The sequence below is a fragment of the Flavobacterium rakeshii genome, from assembly GCF_009741375.1.
Taxonomy (GTDB): Bacteria; Bacteroidota; Bacteroidia; order Flavobacteriales; family Flavobacteriaceae; genus Flavobacterium; species Flavobacterium rakeshii.
The window spans coordinates 52,807-65,023 of the sequence record NZ_WOWP01000001.1 but is presented as its reverse complement, the minus strand read 5'-3'; the positions used below and the strand labels follow the sequence as shown (position 1 = coordinate 65,023).

The following is a 12,217-nucleotide window of genomic DNA, read 5'->3' as shown; positions in this document are numbered from 1 at the left end:
AAACAAAGTTACATTTGTACTTACTTTTATACAAGTACTTACCCTAAAGTATGTATGATATGACCGCGATTAAAGAAACTTCGGTAATACAGGAAAACAAACAGTACGCGCTCGAAACGTGCCCTGTAACTTATGTAATGGAAAAAATAGGTAACTATTGGAAGCCTATTATAATTTATCATCTTTCGCAGGGGCCTAAGCGCTACAGCGAACTAAGAAAGGCTATACCTGCTATAACAGAGAAGGTGCTTATACAGCATTTAAAACAACTGGAAGGTGACGGACTCGTAATCAGGAAGGCTAAGCCTGTGGTTCCGCCATATGTAACCTATAGCCTTAGTAAAACCGGTAAAGGGCTCATGCCTGTTATTGATGCTATGGCACTGTGGGCACAAAAGGAAAGGTCTAACGGGTTTTAAATCGGTTTTGTAAAATACTTTTTAAAAAAGAAGTACTTTTATGGTGATACCTGCATCACTTTTGGCACATATAGATAAACACCATGTAGTATGGCTATAAATAATACAACAATATCGCGTACAGAATTACTGGAGGCTTTATATATAAAAGCATTCCCCGCCGTGGCACGCTATGTGGCAAAAAGGGGAGCGACACCAAGTGAGGCTAAAGATGTTTTTCATGATGCCCTTGTTATTTATATGGAGCACATTCAAAACGGGAGGGAAGTCCCTAACAACGAACAGGCTTATATAATGGGGATCTCAAAACATTTGTGGTGTAAACGCTTTGATGAGGTGACCAAAATGTACAACGGGGATATCTCTTTTATCGATACGGAGGCTGATTATACGGAGGCTGCCACTCCAAAACTGATGCACCTGCTTAGTACAACCGGTAAAAAATGTATGGATTTGCTATCGGCTTTTTATTATGAAAAACTGGATGCCGAAAGACTGGCGCAAAGATTTGGTTTTTCAGGAGGTAGATCGGCTACAGTACAAAAGCACAAATGCCTGGAAAAAGTAAAGGAAACCGTAAAACAAAAATCGCTGCAGTATGAAGACTTCATGGAATAATAAGGTTATAACCGACAGTTACCTCAACGGTGAATGTAGCGGAGAAGAGAAAGTACTGTTTGAAGCACGCCTGCTGCTTGAACCCGATTTAAAAGAAAACCTGCACTGGCAAAAAACAACCCGTGCCATAGTACAGCAGTATGGCAGGCAACAGCTTAAAGCCGAAGTAGAACAGGTAGCCCATCATGTTTTTACTGCTCCTAAATATGTTTCCTTTAGGGAGAAGGTATTTAGCTTCTTTAAATAATCAAATACAAAATACAATCACAATCAGTAACACCCTGTGCTATAGCGGTGGCAGGATAGTTATTCTTTAATCAAATCAAAAAACGAACAGTTATGAACGCAAAAGAATTTCGCAATTACGCCGTAAAACACCACAGGGTAAACAGCCTGTATGTAGACAAATACATTAGCAATACACAGCGCTATGCCAGCCCTACGGCGCTAACACCCTATATTATGGAAGAACGCCAGCTTAATATTACCCAGCTTGATGTTTTTTCAAGGCTTATGATGGACAGGATTATTTTTTTAGGCGAGCAGGTGGAAGAACGCAATGCCAATATTATACAGGCACAGTTACTCTTTTTACAGTCACTGGATGCTAAAAAGGACATACAGTTGTATATCAACTCCCCGGGCGGATCGGTATATGCGGGTTTCGGGATTTATGACACCATGCAGTACATAACGCCAGATGTGGCTACTATTTGTACCGGAGTGGCACTCTCAATGGGGTCGGTACTGTTGTGTGCAGGAGCCGAAGGTAAACGATCGGCACTACAGCATGCCAGAGTCATGATACACCAAACATCGGGTGGGGCACAGGGTACGGCAGCCGATATGGATATAAGCGTACGTCAGGTATTAAAAGTGCAGGAAGACCTGTACAGTATAATTGCCCGCCATAGCGGTAAAGATTTTGATACCATTAATAAAAGTGCCGAACGTGATTACTGGATGACCGCCGAGGAAGCCAAAGCCTTCGGGATGATTGATGAGGTATTGACCAGATAGTGGTTTTAAGTTTAAATTTCCATCTTTTGGGCGTAGCTTTTAAAGATGAAGGTTGTCATTACGAGCGCAATGAAATGGAGCATGGTAATCTATATAATTATTGAGATTGCTTCGTTGTATCTTCTCGAAATGGTAATATGGTTTTCTTAAAATTAGTGTAATATTTTAAGGTTATGTACTAAAAAAAAGCTAATTACAAATCAGGATTCATTCATGCAAAATATTCTTGTTAAATTAGAGAAACATTAAAAACCAAAAGATTATGAATGTATCAAAAGTAATAGGTATTATACTGATTGTGATAAGCTTGGGAGTAGGGTATATTGGTGTGAATAAAGTAGCCGACAGTACTAAAGCGGTAAAGTTTTTAGGAATTGAAATTGATGCCTCAAACGAATCAGGACAAATGCAGGGCTTTATATATTTAGGAGCAGCAATACTGCTTTTTGCTGGAGGGTTATATGCCGCAAGGAAATCCGGCAATTAATATAGTTACAACCTTCGGAACCACAATCCGACGCTCTAAAGAATAAAAAATCCCCACCACAGGCGGGGATTTTTGTTGTGTTTTTATGGTAATACAATTAGGCTTTTAATGAAGCCATATCAATTACAAAACGGTAACGTACATCGCTTTTTATCATACGCTCATACGCTTCGTTGATTTCCTGCATTTTGATCACCTCAATTTCCGATGTGATGTTGTGCTTACCACAAAAATCAAGCATCTCCTGAGTTTCGGCAATACCACCAATAACCGATCCGGCTACGGCTTTCCTTCCTAAAATCATAGGTACAGTATTAAGTAACGGCTCAAGTCCGCCCAGGTAACCTACAACTACCAGAGTACCGTTAATGGCAAGTGTACCCACATATGGGTTAAGGTCATGTACATAAGGCACAGTATCGATAATAACATCAAACTTACCTGCTACATTTTTCATTTGCTGGGCATCGGTAGAGATAACCACCTCGTGTGCACCAAGGTCAAGCGCATCCTGAGTTTTTCCCGGAGTTCTTGAAAACAGGGTTACATTAGCCCCAAGAGCATTAGCCAGTTTAATAGCCATGTGGCCTAATCCGCCAAGACCTACAACTGCTACTTTACTCCCCGGACCTACATTCCAGTGGCGTAATGGTGACCATGTAGTGATACCTGCACACAGTAACGGAGCAGTCCCTGCAAGGTCAAGATTTTCGGGCACTTTAAGTACAAAGTGCTCATCTACCACTACCTTTTCAGAATATCCTCCATAGGTATGTCCGCCCAGGTGAGTGTCTTTACCATTATAAGTACCGGTAAAGCCAGGCACACAATATTGCTCTAAGTCCTGTTTACAGCTAGGGCACTCACCACAGGAGTCTACCATACAACCTACGGCTGCAAGGTCGCCTACTTTAAACTTGCTTACTTCGCTACCCACGCGGGTTACACGGCCTACAATTTCGTGTCCCGGTACGGCTGGGTACATACTTCCGCCCCAGTCGTTACGTGCTGTATGCAGGTCAGAGTGGCATACACCGCAGTATAAAATGTCAATCTCAACATCTTTAGTAGTTGGTTCCCTGCGGTCAATATTAAGTTGTTTTAAGTCGGCATCGGCAGCTGGTGCACCATAAGCCTTTACGTTTGTTACACTCATAATCTATTTGTTTTTTGGTAATCTTTAAAGTTAGACATTTTTGAAGGTAAAACCTGTTGAACAAGTTTTAATATTTTGCTAATTTTTAAGATAAGTATCAGTAAATCAAAAGCCAATAAGCTTTCCTTTTAATTTACGGATGCCTGCCTTAAAGCCATGTAAATTTAGATAAGGGTAAACGGGTAAACTTGCAAAATTCAAACAATAAATTACGTTTTTCAAACATTGTTTTTTGGTTCAGTAAGTCAATCTGCAAAAAGTATTAGACCCTCTGCAAAATGATTAAATCCCACTAGAGTAACTGCTCTAATTTTGTCTTGTACAATTTTAAAAACGAACAGAAAATGAAAAAAACAGTTTTAATTACAGGAGCAAGTGCAGGTATAGGTAAAGCCACTGCAAAATACTTTAATGAACAGGGGTGGAACGTTGTGGCAACCATGAGAACCCCACAAAATGAAACCGAACTTAACCAACTGGATAATGTAGTGGTGGAAAGACTTGATGTACTAGAATTAGACTCCATTAAAACAGCGGTAGCCAATACCATTGCAAAATTTGGTAAAATAGATGTTGTGGTAAACAATGCCGGTTATGGTGCTTATGGTCCGCTGGAGGCGTTTGACCGCGAGAGTATAGCAAGGCAGTTTAATACTAATGTTATAGGCCTGCTGGATGTTACAAAAGCAGTACTGCCTCACTTTAGGGAAAACCACGATGGTATGTTTATCAATATATCATCTATAGGAGGGAAAATTACCTTCCCGCTGGGGTCGTTGTATCATGGTACTAAGTTTGCCGTAGAGGGTATATCTGAATCCCTGAGCTACGAGCTTGAAAACATTGGTGCTAAAGTAAAAATTGTTGAGCCGGGTGCTATTGCGACCGACTTTGCCGGGCGTTCATTCGACTTTAAAAGTGGGGGAGACGAACTACCACAATACAAGCAATATGTAGATACCATTATGCAGGCTGTAGAGAGAATGATGGGCGAATCGTCTCCGGCATCTGTAGTGGCTCAGGTTATTTATGAAGCTGCAACTGACGGAACCGACAGGCTGCGTTACACCGCCGGACCGGATGCGATACAGTATGTAAACTCCCGAAAAGAGCTTAGTGACGATGAGCTTAAAGCTAATATGAAACAGGCTTTAGGGCTGTAACATAAAGTATTTATAGTTATTTTTACAGTATAAACTACAAGGTTGTGAGCAGCGAAATTATCCATGTTAAATCAGTAGCCGATTATCATCGACTGGCGGGGCTTGAGAGCCCTAGGCATCCGTTGGTATCCATAAGCTATCATAAGGACACCAGGGCAACTATGGATTTTGAAGGGAAGCGTTTTGCTTTTGGCTTCTATTATATATCCTATAAAAATGCCAAATATGATATGCGCTATGGTCGCAACTCATATGATTTTGATGATGGGACTCTTATGTTTATGAGTCCGGGGCAAATAATTATGCCGGGTAACAGTTCGCATGACGAGGATGACGGAGGGTGGTCGTTGGCATTTCATCCTGATTTGATTAGAAAGTCACCCCTGGGTAAAAAGATACACGATTATTCGTTTTTCTCCTATGATGTGCATGAGGCGCTACACATATCGGAAACCGAAGTGAAATTACTTACCGGACTGGCCGAAAAAATTGATATGGAATACCGCCAAAATATCGATCAGCATACGCAAAACCTTATCGTTAGCAATATTGAGCTGTTACTGGATTACTGTAACCGCTATTACGACAGGCAGTTTTACACCCGTACCAACTTAAATAAGGACTATGTAACCCGTTTTGAACAGTTGCTGCAGGATTATTATACATCAGGGCAATTAGCCGAAAAAGGGATACCTACCGTAAACTATTTTGGTGAGCAGTTAAACATGTCGGGTCATTACCTTAGCGACATGCTTAAAAAGGAAACAGGTAAGAGCCTCAAAAAGTACATAAACGATTTTCTTATTAATAATGCTAAAACTATGCTGTTAGGCAGTGCCTCACCCGTTAGCCAGATAGCTTACAGTTTAGGGTTTGAGTATCCGCAACATTTCAGTAAACTTTTTAAGCAAAAAACAGGAATGAGCCCTGTAGAATACAGGAGTTTAAACTGATTTAAATTTATATTTTCAAAAAGTCCTGCTATTAGCGGGACTTTTTTGTTTATTAAGTTAAAAAAAGGACGCTTTTCTTTAAATTATGCTAAAATAGGGGTAATGAGTGTTTTAGGTGTAGATTAATAAATTTAAAAGGTGTAAATTTATATTTCCGTATTAAACTCAAAGAATAATAAGTTACTTCAATCCCTCAACTGTATGGAACAAAAACTGTGTGAACAGCTATTGTTAGCTAAAGGCATTCTTACGAAAGCCAGTCTCAAAAAAAATGATGTAAGTGTTAATCCGACTGATTTAGAGATTAGCCAAATTATAAGTGTATATAAAATAAGAGAAACTATAGAAAAAGATAAAAAGGAGCTTACTGCCCTTAAGGAACTTCTCAAAAACCTTAAAAAGGAAAGCGGATATAAAAAACTCAGGATAGTAAAAATAACAGGAACGCTTAACCAAATAGTATTTATTGACGCAGGTATTACAAAAGTATATGGTGCTTTAAGTTTGTAGTTTTGTTTATTTTTTAGGGTTTTATGTTTTATTTAACATAAACATGGTTTTTTATATCTAAAATTGTTAAATTAATTTTAGAAACTATCTATATGAAAAAACTAGCCTTACCCTTTATTTTTTGTGTTTCGACATTATTTTATTTTTCCTGTTCTTCAGATATTGATAATGCAACAGATAATCAGCAACCCGAATCTGTTTCGTTTCAGCTTAAATCAATGCCTACAGATAGTATCAATAAAGCAGCAAGAATGTATGTGTTAATGACACAAACGCAGGATTATATTGGCTTTAAATCATCTATAAGTGCTTTTAACAGTAAAGTTGCGCCTAACAGGGTCAGCTTTTCCAGTAAGTCAGAATGGATGAATTGGATATCGGGAAATATCTCTAAAACAGGTTTTACAACAGTAACTCAGTTTGAAAATATGTATGATGATTTTGTAACAAAATTTGATTTATTAATGCAAAATAACGACGAGCTTTTTAAACTTATTGAGTTAGCAGCTAACGATACAACTACATTATTGCAAATTTTTCAGCCCGAGTTAATGCCTCAGCCTGAGCCACTAGGTGATGTAGAGGCATGTAAAGAGGCATGTATGGATGCAACCAGCACAGCAATTGATGTAGAAAATCATGGTTTTGTTCAGCAACTCTTCTTGGCAGTTTATTATTTAAGAGATTATGAGTTTGCATCATCGGCCATACAAGATCACGAAATGGCTATTAATCACTACATACCTATGGACTTAAATATATGTATGCATGATTGTGAACGAAATGGCGGAAGTGAGTAAACGTAGAGTATTTTACCTATAAAAAGATAAAAGAAGTAATTAGTTGAACTACTGATTACTTCTTTTTCTTTTATTATATTATCATTTTTAATGAGTAACTTTTCAAGTTTTAACTGATGGGCTCTGGTTCTGTTTAATTTTTATTATGTTAAAATGCTTAGTAAGCAAAGAATATTAAATCGAGACTATAAATTTAGGGATATAAGCTTTTAGATGTTTATATTTATTAAGGCATAAAAACAGATGACGATTTGATGCATTTATTTTCTTCGGTAACCTCAGCAACACATGCTAAACTAGTACCACAAGTCCAGCCTTTTTCACCGTCTATCACAAAAAGATGAGGTTTACAGTCTTCCACTCCCTCGCAACTTGTATAGCTGTATTGATAGGGCTCGGTTTCATTAACAGGATCAATATAAAGTTTACCGTTATAATTAAACAGGTATTTTACCAATGTTTTGTTAGTGATAGAGGTGGTGAATTTTAGATAGTAAAACTCCTCTTCTTTTTCTCCCATTGTAACTCCCTTTACTATTTTACACTTTTCAAGTTTTGTTACATTACTGCCAAAATTATTATTTATTTCGGTAACAAGAGTAGATTCTTCAATAAGCAAAACAGGTCCGTTTGGTGTAACTTCACCCATTAATGTTTTACTGTTAAAATCAATTTGTGCCTGGCATAATGCAGTAACCAGTAATGCAATGGTAAGTAATAGCTTTTTCATTAGGCGTGATTGAAATTGGTTATTGTAAAAATAATCATTTTACCAGTTCGTTTAACAGTAGCTGTAAAAACCTTACATTTATGGTTCCATCTTTTAATAGTGTACCTTGAAAAAAATAAGCTTTAAGAATATGGTTTTGGCTATCGCCTTAACCATTAACGGTATTGGTTTTGCACAAACCGACTGGAACGGAAAAAAATGTGCCGTTGTACTAACTTACGACGATGCATTAAACGAGCATCTTGATAATGTAGTACCTGCTCTTAACGATTACGGACTTAAAGGTACGTTTTACCTTATAGGAGCTTCGCCTGTTGTGGCAAAGAGGCTGGATGAATGGCGCAAGGCTGCAAAGCGGGGACATGAGTTGGGTAACCATACCTTAAACCACCCGTGTGATGGTTCGCTGGAAAACAGGGAATGGGTGCCAACCGAAGCCGATTTGTCCCGATACACTGTTGCCCGTGCCGTAAACGAGATAAAGGCTACAAACGCCCTACTTAAGGCTATAGACGGAAAGGATAAGCGCACTTTTGCTTACCCGTGTGGTGATCTTACCATAAACGATACCCTGTTTTACAAAGAGGTGAAAAACGAATTTGTAGCAGCAAGAGGAGTAGCATCGGTTTATGCATCAATAAAGGAAATTAACCTCAACAATGTGTGCGCATTTGGGGAGTCGGGGACTACAGCCGGGCACATGATTGCCGAAATTGAAGAAGCCGAGAAAAAAGGGAGTTGCATTGTATTTATTTTTCACGGAGTAGGAGGTGGGCATCCGCTTAACATTGACCTTGAAGAACACCGTAAATTACTGGAGTACCTTAAAAAACATAAAAAGGACATTTGGGTTCCTACCATGCTGCAACTTGGTGAATATGTAAGGGGAAAACAAGGTAAATAATTCTTTAATTAGTATCTTTAAAGTTATGAAAAAACAAATAGCCATCGCTACACTAGTATTAGTGGTTTTAAAATTTACCTATAATATTTACAGTGTTGTTTACAATGTACAGCAACCATTACTGGAACGCTACTTTAATTTAGCAATACTGTTTATATTATTTTACTATGCCTTTACCGGTGTTAAAAAACGTAAAGTAAAAGCTAATTATAAAAACTAAACATTGTTTTATAAATTACTGAGGTAATTTTTGAATGTTATTTTTACAAACCTGAAATTTTAAAAATAATCACACCATGAAGCCATGTTTAAGCTGTGGTAATATGCTTACTCAGGAAGCCTCTTATTGTTATGTATGTAATACTAATCAAGCACAAGGTTTTGAGCAATTTGAAATAAAACCCAAAAAGAATAATACATTTCTTGTAGCGATGTATGTGGTGGTTATACTAATACTGCTTTTTATATTTTTTGGATAACCTATCATCGACGATAAGAAGAATTTTTTTCCATTTCGACCGAAACGCAGTGTAGTGGAGAAATCTCAAATTGTGTTTTGTCCTTTTGCCCTGAAACAAAAGAACGAAAAATTCAAGACTCGAACCATCAGGACTAAGTAAATACTAATTTGATGCTTTACGTTTCTTTTTAACTTTTGTCAATTTATAGTTTGCAAAAGTAATATGACTATCGTATATGACTAATGTATCATTCACTAAATTATATATTATTCCATATTTAATTTTATTTTGAAGTTTAGCTTCTTTTGAATTAATAGCGACGGGAGGTAAACATGAATTTTTGTAATCCGGAATTATGATATACGAATCGGGAATGCTATCTGCCAGATTTTGCATAGTCAGCTTCCTGAATTTAATCCTTTTCTTTTTGAAGTTTTCGTTATATCCTATAGCCTTCTTTAGTGAGCTAACAGAATATTTACACATGAAGGTTGTGTTTTGATATTTTTCGGGAATCTTATCACAATAAAAAACCTGATTTACTTCGCATAAACTATCATTTTTAAAATCAATAGATATTAACCTTTCATTGTTTTTAAAAGAGTATTTCCCGTTTATCTTTTTTGTTGAACTACAACTTGTAATGAAGAGAATGAAAAGTATATAAATTAATTTTTTCATTAGGTAAAAGGTGTGAGTTTCTATCAAATATAAGCAAAACATTTGTTCTCAGGTGGACCGCAAAGCAATCTTCTTTCAATTGTCATTGCGAGGAGGGACGACATGGCAATCTCTATGAAGTTTGAATGGTTTGTCATCCTGACGTTAGGAAGGATCTCTTAGTGTAATTGTCCTTTTGTCTTGAAACAAAAGAACGAAAAGTTCAAGGCTCTAACTCCTTAGGCTACAAATTACGGCACTCGGCTAAACCATCCGAACTCGGCTGTCGCCTCAAACACCGGATGCTTATTAACGCCTCGTTTATAATTTGCTTACGTCACGGCGTTTTATGCCTGAGCTTCACTGTGCTGTTGTTTCCATTTCGACCGAAACGCAGTGTAGTGGAGAAATCTATTATATGTAAAAGTTCCTACTGTCATTGCGAGGAGGTACGACGTAGTAATCTCTGGGCGGTCATGGGTTCGAATCCTGTCGCGATTATAATACAAAAGCCCCGCAAGTCGCGGGGCTTTTGTTTATACAGTATTTATGCCTATTTAGGAATATTATTTATAAAATCCCATTTAAGATACTCCATATAAATGGTTACATTTTGCCATCCTTGTGTAGTATACAGTTTGTGGGTTAGTGTGAAATATGCAATATTATTTTCCCAGTGAACATCGGTAAGAGTGCCATATAAGGCTTCCATTTCCTCATTCCTGTCATTTATAGATATTTCTTTACTTTCCTCATCTATGTCATAGCCATAAAAAACCATTGCATCCTGTAAACATGTGTTATATGTTTCTGTTTCATGTTCATAATCAGAGTAAGGAACATTAAGCCAAAAAGTTTTATAATCACCCCATTCGTTATAAATAAATTCAGCCATATAAATTTGAAAACTTATATTGTTAAAGCATTCTGCTTCCAGTATAAGGTCTGTTTGAGGTACACCATCTCCATTTAGGTCGATAGCTACATCAGTATATATAGACTTTAATTTATAAGTGCTTACAAGGCTATCACGAAATTCGTGTGTTTCCTGTAAGGTGTCGTCATTGTTGCAAGACACTAAGGTAATTAAAGTAAGCAGAAGTAAGAGTTTCTTCATTGTAAGGCGTGTTTTTTGTAAAGATAGCTATTTGTTTTAAATGGCAATCTTTGAGATTTATTACATCAGTCGGCTTTTCAGCCTCGTGCCTCATTGCGCTACGCTTCATATCGAAATGATGCAAGGTTTTGTCATTCCGAATACGTAATGAAATGAAGTGAGGAATCTATAACTAGCACGAGCGGGACGCTCGAGCCAGCAAGGGGAGTTAATGTGGAAGTTGGTAAGTTTAGATTAAATTAGATATAGTCGGCGTTTTTTTCTTCAAATTCGTTTATCTCACTATTAATTGTATCTAAATGATTATTAATGTCATTTATTTTTGGGAGTAATAAGTAAGGCTCACCTCCTCCATACATGCCATATTCATCTACAATTAGAAATTTTCCGCGTTCCAAATGGAAAAATGGATTAAAATCTTTTCTTACTTCTTTGACAAAAAGATTCAAAAAATAAACAAATTTCTGTAGTAGAAAAAAATTCTTTTTTATCCATAGCTGATTTCTATCACTGATTGTATGATAGTCTGGATTTGGAAATATTTTTTTATATGTTGTGTCTTCTCTATAATATTTAAAACCAGGTTCTTGTGGACTAGAGTATTTTAAATAATGAGTAATATAATCAGTAAATGATTTCATAAGGTTAATAATAGACTTTTCAAGTTCTACATTTGTATTTGGCCAATCTATTGCGATTAGTCTTTCCTCGAAATAATCAGCGGCATCTATAAAATTATTATAGATAACATTTCTCACAGCATTAGACATAAACCAGTTGTATAGGTCTAATTGGAGTTTAATATTGATATTATCAATAATATTTGAATACACAAGTTCGGCAGGTGTAATAGTTTTTTGTGAAAGAGTTTCCTCAACCCACAATTCATGTTCATCTTTTACTTGGTGTAGAATTTCTATTGGCCAATCATTAATGTTTTTATCTATTTCTGTGTGATGATGTGAACATAGAAGTATTAAGTTAGAATAATTATTTCTATCCTCTTCAGGCATTGAGCTGATACCTCGAGGCGACTTGTCAGAGTTTGTTTCACCAATTATATGGCACATTTCTCCTAATGCATAACTTTCAGTTTCTTTACTACTGTCCATTGTAAGTTTACGTCTACATTCTTTCATTGAGCAACGTCCAGCTCCTCTTGACCAAAGAATTTTTACATCTTTTGTTTTAATTGTTCCACTCATTGTTAATATCTTTT

Annotated in this window: 17 protein-coding genes; 12 read left to right on the top strand and 5 right to left on the bottom strand. The window is 36.9% G+C overall.

Going from position 1 to position 12,217, the window contains the following annotated elements; genetic code table 11:
- Positions 1-59: 59 nt before the first annotated feature.
- From GN157_RS00340 to GN157_RS00320, 5 genes are all read left to right on the top strand, one after another.
- On the top strand, positions 60-419 hold the full coding sequence (locus GN157_RS00340) for a winged helix-turn-helix transcriptional regulator (protein ID WP_157481124.1): 360 nt from the start codon (positions 60-62) through the stop codon (positions 417-419).
- Positions 420-509: 90 nt separating this feature from the next.
- Positions 510-1,037 (top strand): RNA polymerase sigma factor, encoded by a 528-nt coding sequence (locus GN157_RS00335; RefSeq protein WP_157481122.1) that lies wholly within the window; start codon positions 510-512, stop codon positions 1,035-1,037.
- Positions 1,018-1,284 carry a hypothetical protein gene (locus GN157_RS00330; RefSeq protein ID WP_157481119.1) on the top strand — a complete coding sequence of 89 codons (267 nt, stop codon included), beginning with the start codon at positions 1,018-1,020 and terminating at the stop codon, positions 1,282-1,284. The genes GN157_RS00335 and GN157_RS00330 overlap by 20 nt, the downstream gene beginning before the upstream one ends.
- A 92-nt stretch (positions 1,285-1,376) precedes the next feature.
- The gene (locus GN157_RS00325; protein ID WP_157481117.1) at positions 1,377-2,057 is read left to right on the top strand and encodes an ATP-dependent Clp protease proteolytic subunit; all 681 of its coding nucleotides are present in this window, start codon (positions 1,377-1,379) and stop codon (positions 2,055-2,057) included.
- Positions 2,058-2,319: 262 nt separating this feature from the next.
- Entirely contained in the window at positions 2,320-2,544 is a 225-nt protein-coding gene (locus GN157_RS00320; RefSeq protein WP_157481115.1) for a hypothetical protein, read from the top strand.
- Between the two features lie 97 nt (positions 2,545-2,641).
- Here GN157_RS00320 and GN157_RS00315 read toward each other — a convergent pair whose 3' ends face one another.
- On the bottom strand, positions 2,642-3,700 hold the full coding sequence (locus tag GN157_RS00315; protein ID WP_157481113.1) for an NAD(P)-dependent alcohol dehydrogenase: 1,059 nt from the start codon (positions 3,698-3,700) through the stop codon (positions 2,642-2,644).
- A 344-nt stretch (positions 3,701-4,044) separates the two neighbouring features.
- Between GN157_RS00315 and GN157_RS00310 the strand changes: the two genes are divergently transcribed.
- From GN157_RS00310 to GN157_RS00295, 4 genes are all read left to right on the top strand, one after another.
- Entirely contained in the window at positions 4,045-4,863 is an 819-nt protein-coding gene (locus GN157_RS00310; protein WP_157481111.1) for an SDR family oxidoreductase, read from the top strand.
- Between the two features lie 44 nt (positions 4,864-4,907).
- Positions 4,908-5,816, top strand: a complete 909-nt coding sequence (locus GN157_RS00305; protein WP_317163489.1) for a helix-turn-helix domain-containing protein — start codon at positions 4,908-4,910, stop codon at positions 5,814-5,816.
- Between the two features lie 201 nt (positions 5,817-6,017).
- Entirely contained in the window at positions 6,018-6,326 is a 309-nt protein-coding gene (locus GN157_RS00300; RefSeq protein WP_157481106.1) for a hypothetical protein, read from the top strand.
- A gap of 92 nt (positions 6,327-6,418) precedes the next feature.
- Positions 6,419-7,126 carry a hypothetical protein gene (locus GN157_RS00295; protein ID WP_157481104.1) on the top strand — a complete coding sequence of 236 codons (708 nt, stop codon included), beginning with the start codon at positions 6,419-6,421 and terminating at the stop codon, positions 7,124-7,126.
- 226 nt (positions 7,127-7,352) lie between these two features.
- On the opposite strand, the gene GN157_RS00290 is transcribed toward GN157_RS00295, so the two are convergent.
- The gene (locus tag GN157_RS00290) at positions 7,353-7,856 is read right to left on the bottom strand and encodes a hypothetical protein (protein ID WP_157481102.1); all 504 of its coding nucleotides are present in this window, start codon (positions 7,854-7,856) and stop codon (positions 7,353-7,355) included.
- A 106-nt stretch (positions 7,857-7,962) separates the two neighbouring features.
- Between GN157_RS00290 and GN157_RS00285 the strand changes: the two genes are divergently transcribed.
- The 3 genes from GN157_RS00285 to GN157_RS00275 all read left to right on the top strand — a co-directional run bounded on the left by GN157_RS00285 (position 7,963) and on the right by GN157_RS00275 (position 9,239).
- Complete coding sequence (locus GN157_RS00285) at positions 7,963-8,760, top strand: polysaccharide deacetylase family protein (RefSeq protein ID WP_231749015.1); 798 nt, start codon at positions 7,963-7,965, stop codon at positions 8,758-8,760.
- A 25-nt stretch (positions 8,761-8,785) separates the two neighbouring features.
- Complete coding sequence (locus GN157_RS00280; protein ID WP_157481100.1) at positions 8,786-8,980, top strand: hypothetical protein; 195 nt, start codon at positions 8,786-8,788, stop codon at positions 8,978-8,980.
- A 76-nt stretch (positions 8,981-9,056) separates the two neighbouring features.
- On the top strand, positions 9,057-9,239 hold the full coding sequence (locus GN157_RS00275) for a hypothetical protein (RefSeq protein WP_157481098.1): 183 nt from the start codon (positions 9,057-9,059) through the stop codon (positions 9,237-9,239).
- Between the two features lie 144 nt (positions 9,240-9,383).
- Here the strand turns inward: GN157_RS00275 and GN157_RS00270 are convergent, their stop codons facing one another.
- The 3 genes from GN157_RS00270 to GN157_RS00260 form a co-directional block, all read right to left on the bottom strand.
- Complete coding sequence (locus GN157_RS00270) at positions 9,384-9,902, bottom strand: hypothetical protein (protein ID WP_157481096.1); 519 nt, start codon at positions 9,900-9,902, stop codon at positions 9,384-9,386.
- 532 nt (positions 9,903-10,434) lie between these two features.
- Positions 10,435-10,998, bottom strand: coding sequence for a hypothetical protein (locus tag GN157_RS00265; protein WP_157481094.1), 564 nt, complete (start codon positions 10,996-10,998; stop codon positions 10,435-10,437).
- Positions 10,999-11,237: 239 nt separating this feature from the next.
- On the bottom strand, positions 11,238-12,203 hold the full coding sequence (locus tag GN157_RS00260) for an HNH endonuclease (RefSeq protein WP_157481092.1): 966 nt from the start codon (positions 12,201-12,203) through the stop codon (positions 11,238-11,240).
- Between the last annotated feature and the right edge of the window lie 14 nt (positions 12,204-12,217).